This window comes from Snodgrassella sp. W8132 (assembly GCF_016100865.1).
GTDB classification, from domain to species: domain Bacteria; phylum Pseudomonadota; class Gammaproteobacteria; order Burkholderiales; family Neisseriaceae; genus Snodgrassella; species Snodgrassella alvi.
Window position 1 is genome coordinate 701,247 of record NZ_JACFRQ010000001.1, and the last position, 18,735, is coordinate 719,981.

An 18,735-nucleotide genomic window follows, 5' to 3' on the forward strand; every position below is an offset into this window, starting at 1 on the left:
TTAGATTGTTCAGAAGTCTGCAAATTAAGAATTATGCCACGATGTAAAAGGCTTTCTGACCAGATTATTATTGTAATATCTGGGATCATCCGATACTTCCTGTCCTATCCAGTCAGGAAAAATAATATGCTCATCAGTGTGGTTTAATTCAACTTCAGCCACAATCAGGCCTTGATTCACACCTAAAAATTCATCAATTTCCCAGATAAGTCCATTTAAAGGTATGCGGTAACGATATTTTTCAATTATTGGCTGCTCTGCCATATGAGTGAGCATATGTCTGGCATCTGCAACCGGAATTGAGTATTCAAATTCAGTACGAGTAATGCCACAATTTGTGCTTTTAATCGTTATCCATGCTTTATCATCACAAATACGGATACGTACGGTTCGTTCTTTAACCGTCGATAAATAGCCCTGACAAAGATGCTTAGCTGATGCCAGATTCCGCCACGCATTGCCTACTACTAGAAATTTACGTTCAATTTCCTGTGCCATAATAAAATTTTATGAATCAACCTATATGCTAAAAAAGCACCAGAAACTGTTTGGCAGTCAACTGGTGCACAGATTTGTGTCAGGCTGAATAATAACAGTTATGATGCAAGTTTATTAGCAATTGCATTAAACATTAAAGATGCTTCCAGTGGCTGCTCCAGAAAAGAGGGCTCAGCTTTAGGCCAGGTAGACCATTGTACAATAACCAGCTTCTGTTTCTGATTAACCATAATAATCTGTCCGTAAATTCCTAAAGCCCACATGCTGTCCTGACTGTTCAGCCCTGTTTTTGGAGAAACATCATTTACAGTAGCTGGTACACTATTATTCCACCATTCATAGCCATAACTTCCTTCCGGATGCAGTTTGCTGACTGAATTTTTCGCCTGATTCCAGTTACGGGAATCTTTAACCCAGTTTTTAGGTAAAATCTGCCTGCCATCTGGCAGCGTACCATTATTCATTACGAAAAGGCCAAATTTACCCCAGTCTTCAAGCGTGGCATTAAATCCGTGTGCACCCACATCATGTTGTCCCACGGTATAACTGTGCCACACACCATCTCTGTTCATACCGAATGGTTGCCAGATTTTATTCTGTAGATATCGGGCAATACTTTCACCTGTTGCTTTTTCCAGTGTGTCTCCTAGCAGCCATGCACCACCGGATGAATAAGACCATGCTTTACCGGGCTTAGCATATGATTTGCGGCCGGGTGCTTTTACCAGACTGTTAACGCAGGTATAAGTTTCAGGATTGGCCTCACATTGAGTAAGTTGTGAAAAATCAGATTTCGGATCAGTGTAATCTTCGTTCCAGTTCACACCAGAAGTATGTTGAAGCAGTTGACGAATTGTCACGTGCTCCCATGCTGTTCCCCGCACATCAGGATTATATTTCACTATCTCATCATTCAGCGATTTGATTTTACCTTCTTTAAGAGCAATACCTACAAGTGTAGAAACCACCGATTTACCCACTGAGCGTGATGTCCAGAGTGTAGTAGGATTATTACCATTAGCGTAATAATCCCATACTACTTTGCCATCTTTAATTACCATCATTCCAGTTACATTATTACGCTTTAAATAATCTTTTAGCAGATATGACTGACCATGAATCTGATAATTTACATTAGACAGATTTTGAGGCGCTCTGGGCAGTGGCAGGCCATGAGCAGCGTGAAAAACATCACCGGGATAAGAGCGATAGTCATTACGAAAGCCAATTGCCCGTTGTTGCTGATTCCAGCTTAACATGTTTTTGACATCCGGTAATTTTTTGTCCAATGGGGCAGGGCAATTGTTGAGACCTAATGATTTACAGCTATTTGGCGTAGTTGCTGCATGAATATTAAAACTGATAGTTAAACACAGAGTTAATAAAGCAGTTTTAAAAGTTTTATTTATCATTTTCATAAAATATTCTGTATATCATCTAAATTATTATCAGGTATCTTAAAAGCTTATAAATGCCACCAATATTTAAAGTGATAATTTCAATGATTTTGGTTTATTAATTATATAAAATAAATATATAAAGCTGATTTGAAATTAAAAAGAAACCTGCTTTACAGCAGGTTTCTCAATTGATAATCAGGCAAAAGTCAAAATACCATCCTGAGCCGTTAACATAATTGTACTGTTAGGAGCATAGTCTCCAGCCAGTAATTCTTTAGCCAGTGGATTTTCGATTTCAGTCTGAATGGCCCGTTTCAGAGGACGTGCGCCATAGACCGGATCAAATCCCACCTTAGCCAGTACATCCAAAGCGGCATCATCAACCTGTAAATGTAAATCCATTTTTTCCAGACGCTGACGCAGACCAGCAAGCTGGATATTAGCGATAGCACGAATATTAGACTGGTTAAGACTATGGAATACAACAACTTCATCAATACGGTTAATCAGTTCAGGGCGGAAGTATTGTTTAACTTCATCCATTACTACTGCCTTAATCGCAGCATAATTATCGCTTTCCATTTTCTGGATTTCCTGACTGCCAATATTGGAAGTCATAACGATAACCGTATTTTTGAAATCAACTGTACGTCCCTGACCATCAGTTAAACGACCATCATCCAAAACTTGTAGCAAAATATTGAATACATCCGGATGAGCTTTTTCGACTTCGTCCAGCAAAACCACACTATAAGGATTGCGGCGTACCTGCTCAGTTAAAAAACCGCCTTCTTCATAACCAACATAGCCGGGAGGCGCACCAATTAAACGCGCAACGGAATGTTTTTCCATATATTCCGACATATCTACCCGAATCAGATGGGTTTCGCTATCAAACAAAAAGCTTGCCAGAGTTTTACACAACTCTGTTTTACCTACACCGGTGGGGCCGAGGAACAAAAAGCTGCCATAGGGTTTATTCGGGTCTGATAAACCGGAGCGTGAGCGGCGGATTGCATCTGCTACAGCGCGTACAGCCTCATCCTGTCCCACTACACGTTCATGCAATACCTCTTCAATTCTCAATAATTTTTCCCGTTCACCAGCCATCATTTTGGATACCGGAATACCGGTCATGCGCGAAACAATTTCGGCAATTTCTTCTGAACCTACTTTAGTGCGTAACAGCTTGTTAGGCTGATTATTCTGTTGCCCGTTGTCAGCAGCCTGTAACTGGGATTCAAGCCGGGGTAATTCTTCATACTGCAGCTTAGCCACTTCTTCCCATTTACCATTACGCTTAAGCGCATCCATCTTAACTTTTAGCTGATCAATCTGCTCTTTAATTGTAACGCTGCCTTGAGCTTTGGCTCGTTCTGCTTTCCAGATTTCATCCAGATCAGCAAACTCACGCTTAACATTATCCAGCTCTTCATCCAGCAGTGCCAGACGCTTTTTGCTGGCTTCATCATCTTCTTTCACCAGAGATGCGCGTTCAATTTCCAGCTGTATTTCACGGCGTTTAAGCTTGTCCATACTTTCAGGCATAGACTGGCTTTCAACTTTAATTAATGATGCAGCCTCATCAATCAGGTCAATGGCTTTATCTGGTAAGAAACGGTCGGTAATATAACGATTAGATAATTCAGCAGCAGCTACTATTGCCGGATCAGTGATTTCTACACCATGATAGATTTCATAGCGTTCCTGTAAGCCACGTAAAATGGCAATGGTATCTTCAACTGTTGGTTCTTTTACCAGTACTTTCTGGAAACGGCGTTCCAGAGCAGGGTCTTTTTCAATATATTGACGATACTCATCCAATGTTGTCGCGCCGATGCAATGCAATTCACCCCGCGCAAGAGCCGGCTTGAGCATATTACCTGCATCCATAGCACCATCGGCTTTACCGGCCCCTACCAGTGTATGTATTTCATCAATAAAAATAATGGTATTGCCTTCGTCTTTAGCCAGATCATTAAGTACTGCTTTGAGACGTTCTTCAAACTCACCCCGGAATTTTGCACCAGCAATCAAACTAGCCAGATCCAGCAAAAGCAAACGCTTATTTCGCAAAGAATCCGGAACTTCATTATTCACAATTCGTTGAGCCAGACCTTCAACAATAGCAGTTTTACCTACACCCGGTTCACCGATGAGTACAGGATTGTTTTTGGTACGCCGTTCAAGCACCAGAATAGTGCGCCGGATTTCATCATCTCGCCCGATCACGGGATCCAGCTTACCCGAACGTGCTTTTTCAGTCAGGTCGGTTGTATATTTTTTCAATGCTTCTCGTTGATCTTCTGCGTTAGGATTATCCACACTTGCGCCTCCGCGAACGGCATCTATCGCCGAATTCAATTTATCTTCTGTAACACCAGCCTGTTTTAGAATGCGTCCGCATTGTCCGTTTTCCTGAACAGCACCAAGCAAAAACAACTCGCTGGCTATATAAGCATCATTACGTTTAATAGCAGCTTTATCCATCAGATTGAGAATATGCTGTAATTCAGTACTGGGTAAGATTTCACCACCCTGACCGGACACTCTGGGTAAACCATTAATAGTAGAGTCAACCTGCTGTTTAACCTGTGCAACATTTGCACCAGCCTGAGTAAGTAAAGCAGCACAGCCACTATCATTATCATTCAGTAAAGCCTTCAATATAAATACGGCTTCCAGATAACCGGCATCCTGTCCTAAAGCAAGACTTTGTGCATCTTGTAAAGCTTGCTGAAACTTTGCGGTAAGCTTATCGAATCTCATCAAAATTTCCTTTAGTTATATTTTCATTAATAGATATATTGGTATCAGAAAATTAATGTCAAGTACCAGTATGAATAAATATTTTGATTGGATTTAAATTATTGATTTATATAAAATCAATCTGTATATACTTATATTTTTTTATTAATGTTTATTGAGGAATTTAAGTCTAAATTTCCTTTTTGGTAGAATTTATAGTGCATCATTAATGTTATTGAAACAAAATCTATACGAATAGAAATTGTGAGCGTTTGTCAGGATATTTTTAATTCAAAACATCTAAAGCTACTGAACTTGAATTTCAATTATGTTGTTTTACTTTTTCAATTTACTTAATAAATTAAAAACTCTTTAAAAACATATATATATTATTGGTTATTTTGATTATTTAGTCTTTACTATCATTTTAAATTCCTTCAGAATTTCACAATTTTTGTGAGTATATCTGTGGATAACTATAAAAAAACAAGGTGAATCAATCCAATTTAAGCGTGATTAATTTTTGTGCAATTGCTTTGCTTATATCTCTAATATTTTGAGAAAAAAGTACTTGAAATTTTGATTCAGAATTTTAAATTTCTCTATTCCCGTATTTGTGAGAATAAAGATAAATTCTTTAACGAATGTAATATCAGATATTTAGATTAATAATATCTGAATAACTTAAATATTAATTCAATTTCTCAATGCTAATTTCTGTAAATGGTGTAAAATTTAGATATTGAGATTTTTTTAATATATGAGCCATGAGAACTGAAGAGTTTAATAAATGCCGTGAATTTCTTGAAGGGCAAATCATGCGAACTCCTGATAATAAAGAGTTGATTGCTACTTATCAAAAATTGCTCGAACTGAAAAGCATTTATGATACAGAAATTCATATATCAATGCTGGATAAAAAAGCCCGGAAAATGGAGTTTCAGCAACATGTTCAGACAAGTTTATCTTCAGGATCCAGTAGTACTGAAGATAATCCCGAGCTGAAAGATGGTAATTCCAAATATACTGAACTACAACAAAATCAACCTAATTCGATGTCAAATCAAACAAACTGGTATAACTATCAGCGAATCAAGCATCATGATTTCGGGAATAGTTAATTAGTTTCACATGGTAGAGTATAAAAAATATGTCTATGATATGTATGTTAAAATTGTAAAATAAAAGTTTCATGATATCGACGCAAAACTTTTATTTTACATATCACAATTATTTGCTGTATCTTTTAAAAACTATAGTAAGAATTTAGTTTTTTTATAAGTAGATAATCTTTCGTATAGAGTAGTCATTTCTACTAATATTTTCTAGCTAAGACAGTCTATGCAGTTTTCTGCTATTTATCCCATTAAAGCATTAATATCAAAAATTTTTTTGATAATTGGCAGAAATATTGCCAACCAAGAATAGTGAAATGAGTGGTAAAAATTATTTATTTCATTATGCAATTTACTTAGACTTATTCTTATAAAATATTCTAATATTTTGGAAATAACTGTGATCAGCAGGTTAAAGGTTTTGCTTAAGGCTTATCAGTCTTTATCTTAGCTTTTTTACAATCTACTTTCCTTTTTAATGTGTAATTCAATGCAGTATTTTATTTTTTATCTTCGACTTTAAGCTAGATAAATGAAATTTGAATAAAATTATCGTAGTAATATATCCGTTTTATAATTATTTAGTCTGTTAAAGTTGATTAGCATAGGACGGCATGCCGTAAACGGTGCAGAAAGACTGCCTCTGCGCATCGTTGGGAGATTCTGGGTATAAGTGGTGCGCGTAGCTGACGGACATGATAGAAAGACAATGGCAAGTCTATAGTGCATCGGTAGGGAGAACGACTAGGCAGTTAACCTGAAGTTTCGTTGATCGAAGCTCGCGACAAGACCTGCTAACTTTGTAAATAAGTTTGAAGCGGTATATCGACCCATCGAACAGAGAAACAAGACTGCGAAGCCTTGCGCATTCATTAATCGAAGGTAAAGACGTTCCGCGAATGCGCCCTAGTCGTGATTGTGAACGATTCGCGCGAACCCAAGTACGCATGCAATGGAAATCGAAGCTTCAAACCTACGCTTAACCGATTACTGTCGAACCTATCGTAAAAATATTATGAAGTCCGATGTTATCACCGTGCTTAAATCTATATGGCAGACGAAGATTAAAGAGAGAACTACCTTCACGGGTGCATCGAAACCATCTTGGATTATGCAAAAGCGATGGAATACTGCGAAGATGACAACCTCGCCGCATGGAAGAGAGCGCTAGAAACAATACTTGGCAAGGTAGGTTGAGAAGTGAAGGCGCAACCATCTTTATTTTACCGCGAAATCAGCACGTTCATTGTCGACTGCGTAAGCACGAAAACGTGTCACCGCGCGCCAGCCATGAAAGCGAAATTCGGAGTATAGCCGCGAACGGGCGATGCAAGCAGACGGTTCGACGAAGGTGTGTACGGCGGGCGATGCTCGAAAGCAAGGATGTTGCCGCCGTCATCTTCCATCCGCCCAGCTTCATTGTGGGCTTCAATGCCGAAACCCGTTCGAAGCTTTGTTACGATACGATGGAACGTTGGGTTTCAGACGTCCACAAGCGCATGACAGACAGCATCGCGCTTGGGGAATTTATACCGAAAGTCAACAAGGCTATCCGGCAGCATTTACAGCAGTTTATAAAATAGGCGTTTGTTTCGAAAGCTTTAAAGCGCGTTCGCATGTGAATTCACAGTACCAGAAGGAATGCCCGACCTTCATACCGGGCTTTTTTCGTCTAGCTGCGGCTGTTTAGCCCCAAATCGCTTTCTTGGCTGATTCGCTCAGAACGTCTACAACAATATCCCGAACACCTGATGCGATAGACTTTCCGACCTTGCCCATTACCTTCTTGAAGCGAATCGATGCAACTTGCGTCTTCGGGCTATCTTTCGTTAGCTCTGTCAAGTCGGAACGGAATTGTTGCATTTCTTCGTGGGATAGATCCGCCCCAACTTCGACCAACTCAATGGCACTTGCGATCTTTCGTTCAGTCCAAGGAAACGCTTTACCACAGTTGTGGCAGAACGCAGAGGGGGTGTAGTCGTCGCTGAACCTGACTACACCTTCGATGTGATAGGTGCCCCGAATAAATGCGTTGCAGTTAGGACAATTCATGATGGTCGCTTCGCCACACTTCGAACAGAATGCTTCTCGTTGTTCGGGGTATCGATCTGCGGCGCTTGTTGCAACATGCCCATTCAAACAGACTTGAGCGATTAGATATGTATCCATATCTTCCCTTTTCGGCAATGTCCGCTTCGTTGTAGGTTTTTATGTGGGAGATAAACTAACATTAATTAGTTAATTGTTTATTTTATTTATTATTTGGCGGAAGCGGTGAGATTCGAACTCACGGAGGGCTATCAACCCTCGACGGTTTTCAAGACCGTTGCATTAAACCGCTCTGCCACGCTTCCGTCTTTGAAGATGCGCATAATAGACGATTAATACAGATTTGCCAAGTGTTTTGTATAAGCAAACAGCGAATTTCTGATTAAATCGTTCATTTTATTTTTGATTAAATTTAGTGATGGCTGTTTTCGTCACGCAGGAATACCCACTCTGATTCACTGGATGAAGCTTTATCATAATAATAGCCATCATAATCGAATTCTTTTAACTGTTCCGGATCTGTTAGCTGATTTTCTGCTGCAAAGCGCATAAACAAACCTCGCGCACGCTTGGCATAAAAGCTGATAATTTTATATTTACCATTTTTTTGATCTTTAAAAACAGGTGCAATAACAGGTACAGATATTTTTTTAGTATTTATTGCTTTGAAATATTCTTGTGATGTGAGATTAATAAGTACTTTATATTCTTCTAACTGTATATTCTGTTCAATGGTGTTGGTAATGATGTCTCCCCAGAAAGTATATAAATCTTTGCCGCGAGCATTTTTAAGTTTAATACTCATTTCTAAACGGTAGGGCTGAATTAAATCTAAAGGTTTAAGAACACCATATAAACCTGACAGAATAGACATATGTTGTTGCAAATAATCTAACGCAGATTCAGTTAAATGCAGCGCATCCAAGCCTTCATAAACGTCACCATTAAAAAGATATACAGCCTGTTTGGCGTTTTCAGGTGTAAAAGGGGGTTGCCAGTTATGATAACGTTCGGCATTTTGTAAAGCGAGTTTATCGGAGATACTCATAAGAGTAGCAATTTCGTGGGGAGCCAGTTGTTGTAGTAATGGCATTAGTTGTTGTGCCTGATCCAAAAGTTTAGGTTGCGTATATTTTTTGGTAGGAATCTCTACTGATTCATTTAATTTTTTTGCTGGTGAAATGACAAAATACATTTTTTATCCTTATTTTCAATTATTTTTTCCAATATATATATAAATTATCAAAATGCATGATAAACATATACTGAGGCACTGCTACTTGCTTGATGTATGGGGCTTGAAATAAAGAATACTATATTCTTAATTTATAAAAGCCGGTTATTTGCACAATTATAAAAAAAGCGGCACAATTCTTTACTCAATATTTATAGATAAATTAAACAATCATGTCTACTTTACAATTGCATCCTGAAACTATCGCCATCCGGGGTGCTAAGGAACAAACTCCTTTCAATGAACACAATTCTGCACTGTTTCTGACCAGTAGTTTTATGTTTGAAAATGCAGAAACTGGTGCATCTTTATTTGCCGGTTCTACACAAGGTTATACTTATACACGTACTAATAATCCAACTGTTGCGGCTTTTCAGGCAAGGGTGGCTCAGCTCGAACAGGGAGAGGCTGGTCTGGCAACGTCTACAGGAATGGCTGCAATCAATGCTACTTTTCTTGCTCTATTAAAAGCTGGCGATCATTTGGTAGCCAGTAAAAGTTTGTTTGGAACTACGATTGGATTACTGAATAATATTTTGCCACGTTTTGGGATTGAAGTGTCACTGGTGAGTCAGACTGATATTACTGAATGGAAGGCCGCTATCCGCCCTAATACCAGAATGCTTTTTGTTGAAACGCCGTCTAATCCGCTGAATGAACTGGCTGATATCACTAAACTTGCAGAAATTGCACATGATAATCAGGCTATACTGGTTGTTGATAACAGTTTTTTATCGCCGGCTTTGCAACAGCCGCTGCGACTGGGGGCAGATTTATCAGTAGAGTCTGCTACCAAAGCGATTGATGGTCATGGGCGTGTAATGGGAGGAGTTATCTGCGGCAGTGCTGCATTGGTAAACGAAATTTTTTTACATGTCCGTACTACCGGCGAAGTGTTGTCACCTTTTAATGCATGGATACTCCTAAGTGGTTTGGAGACTTTGTATATCCGCATGGAAAAGCAGTGTGCTAATGCGCTGGAAGTAGCTCAGTTTCTTTCAACTCAACCACAGGTAATAACAGTACATTATACTGGTCTGTCTAATCACCCGCAGAAATCACTGGTGCAAAAGCAACAGCAAGGTGGCGGAATTGTTGTAGCTTTTGAGGTTAAAGGTGGTGAAAAAGCTGCCTGGCAGGTAATTGATATGTTAACTCTGTTTAGTAAAACCGGAAATCTGGGCGATGTTAAATCAACTGTCACTCATCCATGGACGACTACACATGGCCGTATGCCTCCGGAAGCCAAGCTGGAAGCCGGAATTCAGCACGGACTGATTCGCTTATCTGTCGGTTTGGAATATGCCTCTGATTTGAAAGCTGATTTAGCTAATGCATTAAGTAAGATAAATATTTGATATATTTAAAATAATATTCAGATTAGTTTAAACAGCTATTAGTGTTTTGTGTACATGGTATCTGATTATCATGTAATCAGTTAGTTTTATTTTACTATTGCATTGATAGCTGATTAGCTATATTTTATATAGAAATCCGATAATAAAAGGAAACCATAATGAGTAGCGATTTAATTGTTCATGTAGGTGATGGCAATTTCGATAAAGAAGTTTTGCAGGCGAATGTGCCGGTACTACTGGATTTCTGGGCTCCATGGTGTGGGCCGTGCAAAATGATTGCGCCAATTCTGGACGAATTGGCTTCGGCTTATCAAGGTAAGCTGAAAATTGTGAAACTTAATGTAGATGAGAATCAGGATACTCCTGCTAAATTTAATGTTCGTGGTATACCCACATTGATGATATTTAAAGATGGCGCCAGTGTTGCTACAAAAGTTGGAGCTTTGAATAAAGGACAACTGGAAGCATTTATCAATGCATCTATTTAATAATTTCTAACTAAATTAAGAATTATTTCGTGCTTTTGAAAGACTAAATCATATATAAGCCAGATAAATAGCTTAATATGATTCAGTCTTTCAAAAGCATAATTTTTTATTATTTGTATTTATCTATTATTTTGTAGCTGGCAGGTTTTTCAAAATTTTCTCAAATCCATTAACTGCAAGTTTATTTGTATAAACTGAATAAATATTCTTATAATAAAGTTTTTTACTAGATTAATATAAAAATATATTTAATGTCTTATAATTTTATTATTTATTGAATTTAAATAATAATTAATCCATCACCAAAACATATAATACTATCGCTATCAATATTTATAATTCATAAAATATTTGTTTATGTATTAATCTTGAGCTTAATTAAAATTGTGTTTATAAAACTTCATTTAATACTTTTGTTCATGCTATGATGTTTTTTGTGTCCTGTGTAAATATGGTGTAAATCAAAAATCCGATAATTAGTGAAATATAGTTATATTTGTAAAATTGAACAGAATATTTTATTAATTTGACATTTTGAAAGCATAATATTGTTCTAATAATGCTTAAGTTTGATTAATGTTTTATTTTTTTGTTTAAATTAATGTAATTTAATTATATTTTTTCTTATTTTAAGTATTTGGGAACTTTATTGTGTACGTAACACGGGTTTTGTTAGAATGATTTTGTGATATTTCATTCGGAATTAAACGAAAGCGAGTACGCTATGAATCATAAATCCAATATGTCAGTTTCTCCACCAAATGCTGATCAATCCAGTGCATTAAATAAAACGTTTATAATTGCCTGGTTTATTTGTGCCATTTTTTATTTTGTACAATATGCATTGCGCTCGGCCCCAAGTATTATGCAGGCTGAAATTATAGACACTTTGCATATTTCTAAAGTTGAAATGGCTGGCATTATCGGTCTGTATTTTTATTCATATGCTTTCTTTGCGCTGGTTTCAGGTGTGATGCTGGATCGTATCGGGCCGCGTTTTACTGCCTCGTTGGGTATTATTTTAGTTGCTATTGGTTGCGTACTATTCTGTTCCGGAACAGTTATTACTGCTCAATTCGGTCGATTCCTGCAAGGTGCAGGCTCCGGGCTTGCTTTTACCAGCGCGGTATTTCTGGCCACACGCGGTTTTCCGAAAAAATGGCTGGCAACTGCTGTCGGTATGACTCAGTGTTTCGGTATGCTTGGCGGATTTATGGGACAAGCTGTTGTATCGCCGATTATTAAAAATCAGGTGCTGACATGGCAGATGTTCTGGATAGTGGCTGCTGGTATACTGGTTGTGGTTTTCTTTGGTTCAGTGTTATCTACACCACGTACTCGTGAAGGTAAAATTGACTGGAGTGGTTTAAGCCATCCTTATATTGTGGTATTGAAAAATCCACAGTCTTACATTTGTGCTTTCATCGGTGCCATGATGTTCCTGCCTACCAATGTTGGTAATATTGCATGGGGAAATCAGTTTTTACAGGACGGACTGATTGCTAAAGATGATATAGCCTTACGTTTGGCAATGGTTCCGCTAGGCTGGGTAATTGGTTGTCCGATTTTAGGTTATTTATCTGATGTAATTGGTCGCCGTAAGCCAGTTGTGATGGGTAGCCTTATTGCTATGGGCATTACTGGTGGTTTTATTGTTTACTTGCCTGATGTTATGCCGCCTTTTGTGATGGGTTTATTATTCGGTATTGCTTCCGGCGCGGCAATGATCCCTTATACGATGATTAAAGAAGTGAATCCTGATGAAGTTAAAGGTACAGCTACTGGTGTGATTAACTTTTTCGTATTTGTGATTAGTGCAATTATGACCAATATGTTTAATATTCTGATTGACCATCTGACAAAAGCAGAAGGTCAGCTGAATTTGAAAGTTTTCCAGACTGCTGACTATGTTTTTGTAGGTGGTTTGATTCTTGCATTTATCATGACAATGTTTGTTCGTGAAACCGGCAGTCAGGCTAAAAAATAATGTTTGAGCGGATATAATAATCGGCTTTAAATTTAAAACGGCTACTTTATGTAGCCGTTTACTTTTATATATTCTAAGTCAGAAAATTATTGGACTAAAGAAAATTCAGTCCCAGTTTAAGTCCGGATTTTGAGCAATAACTGCTTTGAACTGAGCGATAATATTGGCTAAAGCCTGCTGATTATCAGCTTCAAAGCGTAATACTAGTACAGGAGTGGTATTGGAAGCTCTCATCAGGCCGAATCCATCTTTAAATTCCACACGCAGTCCGTCTATAGTGATGCGCTCAATCTCATTTTCAAATCGTGCATTTTGTGCCAGACTGGAAATAATTTCATGTCCGGTTTGTCCGGCCGGAACAGCAATATTCAGTTCTGGTGTAGAAACTCCTTCAGGTAAATCATTCAAAACAGCAGAAGGATTTTCATGTCTGGATAAAATTTCCAGCATACGTGCGCCGGCATATAATCCATCGTCAAAGCCTAGCCAGCGTTCTTTAAAGAATACGTGACCACTCATTTCACCGGCTAATAATGCATTGTGTTCCTTGATTGCTGCTTTGATAAAACTGTGACCAGTTTTGCTCATGATAGCTTCGCCACCATGCTGTTCAATCCAGGGTTTTAATAATCTGGTGGATTTTACATCATAGATAATTTTTGCTTGCGGATTGCGTGCGAGAACATCAGCAGCAAAAAGCATTAGCTGACGGTCAGGATAGATAATCCGTCCATCTTTTGTTACAACACCAAGACGGTCACCATCTCCATCAAAGGCTAGTCCGATTTCGGCATCGCTTTTTTGCAGTACCTGAATTAAATCCTGTAAGTTAGCAGGTTTAGCCGGGTCAGGGTGATGATTGGGAAAATTGCCATCTACTTCGCAAAATAATTCCTGTACTTCACAGCCCAGAGCGCGATATAAATCGCCGGCATAGGCTCCAGCTACACCGTTTCCGGCATCAATAACAATTTTCATTGGTCGCTGGAGCTGAACATGATTAGTTATATAATTAATATATTTTGATGCAATAGGTAAGGGAACAACATTACCGGTATGTTCAGATTGAGCGGCAAGCTCGTCGGATTCGATAATTTTACGTAAAGCCTGAATATCATCTCCAGCTAGAGTAGTTCCAACCAGCATCATTTTAAAGCCATTATAGTCGGGCGGATTGTGACTGCCTGTAATCATGATGCCGCTGCCTTGGCAATGTTCAACAGCTGCAAAATACAGCATTGGTGTGGCAACCATACCTATATCGATTACATTGATACCACAGGCAGTAATGCCCTGAATCAGACTTGTTGCCAGAATCGGACCGGACAAACGGCCGTCACGTCCTATTGCAATCTGATCAACTCCTTTGCTGAGGGCTATTGTGGCAATAGCACGGCCAATCAGTTCGGCAGTATCTTTATTCAGTGAAACATCTACGATGCCGCGGATATCATATGCTTTGAATATGCCGGCATCTATCTGTTTGGTATTCATGTGTTTTTCCTTGTTTGTTCCTGTATTTGGATCGAGGTATGTTTATATTTTATTGGTATTTGAAGATAAAACCGGAATATTGGTGCAACAATTAAGCTTTATTGCCGGATGTAGGTAAACCAAAATGACTATAACTTAATTCAGTGGCCATGCGTCCTCGCGGCGTGCGCTGTAAGAATCCTTGCTGAATTAAATAAGGCTCGATAACATCTTCGATGGTATCAGTTGATTCACCAATTGCTGCGGCAATATTATCCAAGCCGACAGGTCCGCCTGAAAATTTGTATAAAATTGCTTCCAGATATTTACAGTCCATAACATCCAGTCCGGACTGGTCAATATCCAGCATTTTTAAAGCCGCATCTGCTGTAACAGCATTTATTTCACCCTGATGTTTTACTTCTGCATAATCTCGTACGCGTCTGAGCAGACGATTAGCGATACGCGGTGTGCCGCGACTGCGTCTGGCTATTTCTGCCGCTCCGGTATTATCAATTTTGAGTTGCAGCAGCTGAGCCGATCGGCTCACAATCGTAGTTAAATCTGCATTATTATAAAATTCCAGACGTGAAACTATACCGAAACGATCTCGCAATGGGTTTGTTAACATGCCGGCGCGTGTAGTTGCTCCGACCAGAGTAAATGGCGGAAGATCGATTTTAACTGAACGCGCAGCGGGTCCTTCACCAATCATGATATCCAGCTGATAATCTTCAAGTGCCGGATACAATATCTCTTCTACTACAGGATTCAGCCGGTGAATTTCATCAATGAAAAGTACATCATGCGGTTCCAGATTGGTAAGCAGTGCGGCCAGATCGCCTGCGCGTTCGAGTACAGGTCCCGATGTCTGACGTAAATTGACGCCAAGTTCATGAGCAATAATATGTGCCAGAGTGGTTTTACCAAGTCCCGGAGGACCAAACAATAAAGTATGATCCAGAGCTTCGTGCCGTATTTTTGCTGCCTGAATGAATATTGAAAGCTGCTCTTTGGATTTGTGCTGACCTATATAATCTGATAACGCACGCGGACGCAGAGCTCGTTCGAGTAGCTCTTCCTGTGCTGAAGCTGTCTGCGGGCTGATGACGCGTTGTGGCTGTGCGCCTGATAGTTGGTCTGTTTGTAACATGAGTAAATAAAAAAATAAATTATATCAATATTGAACTGAAACCTGAGTAAATAGAAAACAGACTAAGTAAAGTTATGATTTTAAACAGGTGTACACATGCTGGCAAAAACCTGAAAATATTCTGGGAAGGTCTTATTGACACACTGCGGATCATCAATATAAACAGGTGTTCCCAGTAAACTGATAAGTGAAAAACACATGGCCATTCTGTGGTCATCATAAGTGCTAATATGAATATCTGAATGTAATTTTGCCGGTGGTGTAATACTGATGCTGTCTTCAGTCTCTAATACTGTGGCACCTAGTTTACGTAATTCGCAAGCCATGGCATTGATTCGATCAGTTTCTTTAACACGCCAGCTGGCAATATTGCGAATATGACAGGTACTTTTGCTGGCAAGAGCGACGATAGCCAGTGTCATAGCTGCGTCAGGGATATTATTAGCATCAATATCAAAAGGCAGAATGTTCTGATGTGGGGCACGGGATATTTCAATAAATTGTTTACCCCAGTGTACAGTTGCTCCGATTTTTTCAAGCTCTTGCACAAATGCTACATCACCTTGAATACTTTGATTGTCTATACCATTGACACGAATAGGTTTTCCTGAAATCAGACCGGCAGCAAGAAAGTAGGAAGCACTGGAGGCATCTCCTTCCACATAAATTTGAGCCGGAGCATGGTAATGTTGTCCTGCATTCAGTCTGAATGTCTGATAATGATCATGTTCAACGTCTACTCCAAACTGTTTGAGCAGATTCAGAGTAATTGCGATATAAGGTTTAGAAATTAATTCACCTGTAACTTCGATAGTATACTTTTTACCTATTAATGGTAGGGCAATGAGTAATGCAGTTAAAAACTGGCTGGAAACATTACCTTTAACACTAATATGATCAGTATTCTGTTGCCGGATTTCATGAATTTGTAATGGCGGAAAGCCGTTTTGTCCTTTATACTCAATCTCGGCACCTGTCATTCGCAATGCATTAACCAAATCGCCGATAGGACGTTCATGCATACGATTTACACCATGTAAATAATATTCACCGCCTGTTATCGCCAGTACTGCTGTTAATGGTCTGAATGCAGTACCTGCATTACCAAGAAATAAATCAGCTTTCTGTTTAGGGAATTTACCCTGACAACCATATATTCTGATATTTAAACCAGAGTTAGTACTGTTTACGGGAAGATGTTCAACTCTAACGCCAAGTGTTTTCAGTGCTTCCAGCATATAGCGGGTGTCATCTGAATCAAGTAAATCATAAATTTCACTGACATTATCCGCCAATGCAGCAAGGAGTAAGGTGCGGTTGCTGATACTTTTGGAGCCGGGCAGATTAATACTGGCAGGATGACAGGTACAGGCTTTTAAATGCAAGGTCTTCATGTATAAATTGGTAAATTTGAAGTATTTGATTGAAAGTTTATCAGTTAATTGTACTGTGGGATATGCATATCAATCGCAAACAGGATAAATATACATAAAATCTGGAACCATGAAGGAGTATAATTTAGCTGAGCAGCAGTAATATTGGTTATAATAGCAAATATATTAATATATTAATTTAGTAAGTATAAATATGAATTTTGATTGGCGCTGGTCTAAACCCAGTACAGTTTGGTTATTAATGATACTGGCTGTTCCTTTTGTTCAGCAATTACATATCAATCCTGACTGGGTATCCTATGTAGAAAATACACAAACCATTTTTCTGCTATTTTGTTTTTTATTTACTTTACTTTCAACTTTATGCAGTGGTTTAAAAGGAAAAGAGAAAGCATTCTGGCTCTGGGCATCATTATGGTGGTTGGTATTGCTGGGTCGTGATCAGAATTGGGGCAGGCAAACTTTTTCCGGATATTCTCATGCTGTGTATCATGGAATTGCTGCTGTACTGATTTTAGGTTTGATTTTAATGTTGCTGTGGCCGCGGCTGCGTGCAGGAATCCAGTATTATTACCATCAACCATTTCCTGTATGGAATTTCCTTTTGGCTGCAGCCGGCTTTCTGCTGGCTGATGCAATTGAGCGTGGCCGATGGATTGCACAGTTTATTTTGTTAAATCCGGTTTATGATGATATGCTTGAAGAATTGTATGAATGTCCGTTTATGCTTGCATTATTTACTGTCTCTGCAGTATTGCAATGGCGAACAATTATGCAGATGAAAAAATCTTTAAAGCAGGTTAAGGTGTAATATTTTATTGATTCAGATAAAAATTGAGCCATCAGAGTTTGCTAACCAGTCTGATGGCTCATTAGTTTTTGATATAAATGATATCAGTTTGTGTTTAAAACGAATTTTATGATATATAAATATAATTCAGGCAATCTATAAGGCTGAAAAGAGCTTGTTAAAAGGTACTAATATGGTTGCAATACAATCAGAACCGCGATTAAAGGTAATTGCAATTGATGGTCCCAGTGCATCTGGAAAAGGAACGGTAGCAGCACGGGTGGCGGCTATTTTGTCCAGAGATTATCTGGATTCAGGGGCGCTTTATCGGTTAACTGCACTATATGCCCAGCAACAGGATATAAGCTGGCATAACGAACATGAAGTGGCTGCTCTTGCACAAGAGCTTCCGGTAGTTTTCAAGAATGATTCAATTATTCTGAATGATGAGGATGTAACTTCAGCTATACGGACAGAAAGTATTGGCATGGGTGCATCAGCTATTGCGGCATTGCCTGAAGTGCGGACTGCATTGTTGCAGCGTCAGCGAGATTTTTTAACTCCAAGAGGACTGGTTGCTGACGGAAGGGATATGGCTTCTGTTGTATTTCCGCAAGCTGAACTCAAAATATTTCTTACAGCCAGTGCACAAGTACGGGCGCAGCGGCGGGCTTTGCAGTTAGGGCTAGCTGTTGATGGTCCGGACTTTATGCAAATTCTTACTGATATTGAAACACGTGATCAGGCGGATCGTCAGCGTACTGTGGCACCGCTTAAGCCAGTCAGTGATGCAAAAATTTTAGACACTTCTTCTCTTAATATTGAAGAAAGTGTGAAAAAAGTACTTGATTGGTATCGAAAAATCTAAAATTAGGTTATAATTAAGCTTTTTGTACTAGCATTCTTAGCATTTTAATATTTGAAAATGTTTGGATTTTGTACTAAATAATTGTTTTACATGTTTTTATGCTGACAGGCTTGTAATGGATGTCAGCAGTAATTATATGGTTTGACTGGCACAGTCAGGGTGTGCCGGTTTTGATTAACT

Annotated in this window: 15 protein-coding genes and 1 tRNA gene; 7 read left to right on the plus strand and 9 right to left on the minus strand. The window is 38.8% G+C overall.

The genetic code is table 11. The features are described from left to right. Positions 1-24: 24 nt before the first annotated feature. From H3U82_RS03105 to clpB, 3 genes are all read right to left on the minus strand, one after another. A complete protein-coding gene (locus H3U82_RS03105) occupies positions 25-498 on the minus strand; it encodes a CYTH domain-containing protein (protein WP_198209152.1) in 474 nt (157 codons plus the stop codon). A gap of 98 nt (positions 499-596) precedes the next feature. After that, positions 597-1,916 (minus strand): serine hydrolase, encoded by a 1,320-nt coding sequence (locus H3U82_RS03110; RefSeq protein WP_198209154.1) that lies wholly within the window; start codon positions 1,914-1,916, stop codon positions 597-599. A gap of 177 nt (positions 1,917-2,093) precedes the next feature. Further along, positions 2,094-4,667, minus strand: coding sequence for an ATP-dependent chaperone ClpB (gene clpB / locus H3U82_RS03115; protein ID WP_198209156.1), 2,574 nt, complete (start codon positions 4,665-4,667; stop codon positions 2,094-2,096). 797 nt (positions 4,668-5,464) lie between these two features. On the opposite strand from clpB, the gene H3U82_RS03120 reads away from it, so the two are divergent. Continuing rightward, the gene (locus H3U82_RS03120; protein ID WP_100125493.1) at positions 5,465-5,767 is read left to right on the plus strand and encodes a hypothetical protein; all 303 of its coding nucleotides are present in this window, start codon (positions 5,465-5,467) and stop codon (positions 5,765-5,767) included. Between the two features lie 1,361 nt (positions 5,768-7,128). Continuing rightward, on the plus strand, positions 7,129-7,344 hold the full coding sequence (locus tag H3U82_RS03125) for a hypothetical protein (RefSeq protein ID WP_198209158.1): 216 nt from the start codon (positions 7,129-7,131) through the stop codon (positions 7,342-7,344). Between the two features lie 103 nt (positions 7,345-7,447). Here the strand turns inward: H3U82_RS03125 and H3U82_RS03130 are convergent, their stop codons facing one another. The 3 genes from H3U82_RS03130 to yaaA form a co-directional block, all read right to left on the minus strand. Beyond that, the gene (locus tag H3U82_RS03130; protein WP_198209160.1) at positions 7,448-7,930 is read right to left on the minus strand and encodes a DUF2321 domain-containing protein; all 483 of its coding nucleotides are present in this window, start codon (positions 7,928-7,930) and stop codon (positions 7,448-7,450) included. Between the two features lie 94 nt (positions 7,931-8,024). Beyond that, positions 8,025-8,115, minus strand: a tRNA-Ser gene (locus H3U82_RS03135). A gap of 107 nt (positions 8,116-8,222) precedes the next feature. Then, positions 8,223-9,005, minus strand: coding sequence for a peroxide stress protein YaaA (yaaA, locus tag H3U82_RS03140; RefSeq protein WP_198209162.1), 783 nt, complete (start codon positions 9,003-9,005; stop codon positions 8,223-8,225). A 212-nt stretch (positions 9,006-9,217) separates the two neighbouring features. Here yaaA and H3U82_RS03145 point away from each other — a divergent pair, with 212 nt between their 5' ends. The 3 genes from H3U82_RS03145 (at position 9,218) to H3U82_RS03155 (ending at position 12,877) form a co-directional block, all read left to right on the plus strand. After that, entirely contained in the window at positions 9,218-10,402 is a 1,185-nt protein-coding gene (locus tag H3U82_RS03145; protein ID WP_198209164.1) for an O-succinylhomoserine sulfhydrylase, read from the plus strand. 158 nt (positions 10,403-10,560) lie between these two features. Beyond that, entirely contained in the window at positions 10,561-10,890 is a 330-nt protein-coding gene (gene trxA / locus H3U82_RS03150; RefSeq protein ID WP_037395093.1) for a thioredoxin TrxA, read from the plus strand. A gap of 742 nt (positions 10,891-11,632) precedes the next feature. Beyond that, positions 11,633-12,877: an MFS transporter gene (locus H3U82_RS03155; protein ID WP_198209166.1), complete on the plus strand. Its 1,245-nt coding sequence runs from the start codon at positions 11,633-11,635 to the stop codon at positions 12,875-12,877. A 105-nt stretch (positions 12,878-12,982) separates the two neighbouring features. On the opposite strand, the gene H3U82_RS03160 is transcribed toward H3U82_RS03155, so the two are convergent. From H3U82_RS03160 to aroA, 3 genes are all read right to left on the minus strand, one after another. After that, positions 12,983-14,371 (minus strand): phosphomannomutase/phosphoglucomutase, encoded by a 1,389-nt coding sequence (locus tag H3U82_RS03160; RefSeq protein ID WP_198209168.1) that lies wholly within the window; start codon positions 14,369-14,371, stop codon positions 12,983-12,985. 91 nt (positions 14,372-14,462) lie between these two features. Beyond that, positions 14,463-15,503: a Holliday junction branch migration DNA helicase RuvB gene (gene ruvB, locus H3U82_RS03165; protein ID WP_198209170.1), complete on the minus strand. Its 1,041-nt coding sequence runs from the start codon at positions 15,501-15,503 to the stop codon at positions 14,463-14,465. Positions 15,504-15,583: 80 nt separating this feature from the next. After that, on the minus strand, positions 15,584-16,897 hold the full coding sequence (aroA, locus tag H3U82_RS03170) for a 3-phosphoshikimate 1-carboxyvinyltransferase (RefSeq protein ID WP_198209172.1): 1,314 nt from the start codon (positions 16,895-16,897) through the stop codon (positions 15,584-15,586). Between the two features lie 193 nt (positions 16,898-17,090). Between aroA and H3U82_RS03175 the strand changes: the two genes are divergently transcribed. Together H3U82_RS03175 and cmk are read left to right on the plus strand one after the other, a co-directional pair. Further along, on the plus strand, positions 17,091-17,708 hold the full coding sequence (locus tag H3U82_RS03175) for a hypothetical protein (protein ID WP_084551121.1): 618 nt from the start codon (positions 17,091-17,093) through the stop codon (positions 17,706-17,708). A gap of 172 nt (positions 17,709-17,880) precedes the next feature. Then, positions 17,881-18,555, plus strand: coding sequence for a (d)CMP kinase (cmk, locus tag H3U82_RS03180; RefSeq protein ID WP_198209174.1), 675 nt, complete (start codon positions 17,881-17,883; stop codon positions 18,553-18,555). The last annotated feature ends 180 nt before the right edge of the window (positions 18,556-18,735 follow it).

What these genes read in the sequence shown, in the direction of transcription:
- H3U82_RS03145 (WP_198209164.1), top strand. Translation starts at nt 9,218, where the DNA reads ATGTCTACTTTACAATTGCATCCTGAAACTATCGCCATCCGGGGTGCT.
- clpB (WP_198209156.1), bottom strand. Translation starts at nt 4,667, where the DNA reads ATGAGATTCGATAAGCTTACCGCAAAGTTTCAGCAAGCTTTACAAGAT.
- H3U82_RS03130 (WP_198209160.1), bottom strand. Translation starts at nt 7,930, where the DNA reads ATGGATACATATCTAATCGCTCAAGTCTGTTTGAATGGGCATGTTGCA.
- H3U82_RS03125 (WP_198209158.1), top strand. Translation starts at nt 7,129, where the DNA reads ATGCTCGAAAGCAAGGATGTTGCCGCCGTCATCTTCCATCCGCCCAGC.
- H3U82_RS03175 (WP_084551121.1), top strand. Translation starts at nt 17,091, where the DNA reads ATGAATTTTGATTGGCGCTGGTCTAAACCCAGTACAGTTTGGTTATTA.
- cmk (WP_198209174.1), top strand. Translation starts at nt 17,881, where the DNA reads ATGGTTGCAATACAATCAGAACCGCGATTAAAGGTAATTGCAATTGAT.
- yaaA (WP_198209162.1), bottom strand. Translation starts at nt 9,005, where the DNA reads ATGTATTTTGTCATTTCACCAGCAAAAAAATTAAATGAATCAGTAGAG.
- ruvB (WP_198209170.1), bottom strand. Translation starts at nt 15,503, where the DNA reads ATGTTACAAACAGACCAACTATCAGGCGCACAGCCACAACGCGTCATC.
- trxA (WP_037395093.1), top strand. Translation starts at nt 10,561, where the DNA reads ATGAGTAGCGATTTAATTGTTCATGTAGGTGATGGCAATTTCGATAAA.
- H3U82_RS03155 (WP_198209166.1), top strand. Translation starts at nt 11,633, where the DNA reads ATGTCAGTTTCTCCACCAAATGCTGATCAATCCAGTGCATTAAATAAA.
- aroA (WP_198209172.1), bottom strand. Translation starts at nt 16,897, where the DNA reads ATGAAGACCTTGCATTTAAAAGCCTGTACCTGTCATCCTGCCAGTATT.
- H3U82_RS03160 (WP_198209168.1), bottom strand. Translation starts at nt 14,371, where the DNA reads ATGAATACCAAACAGATAGATGCCGGCATATTCAAAGCATATGATATC.
- H3U82_RS03120 (WP_100125493.1), top strand. Translation starts at nt 5,465, where the DNA reads ATGCGAACTCCTGATAATAAAGAGTTGATTGCTACTTATCAAAAATTG.
- H3U82_RS03110 (WP_198209154.1), bottom strand. Translation starts at nt 1,916, where the DNA reads ATGAAAATGATAAATAAAACTTTTAAAACTGCTTTATTAACTCTGTGT.
- H3U82_RS03105 (WP_198209152.1), bottom strand. Translation starts at nt 498, where the DNA reads ATGGCACAGGAAATTGAACGTAAATTTCTAGTAGTAGGCAATGCGTGG.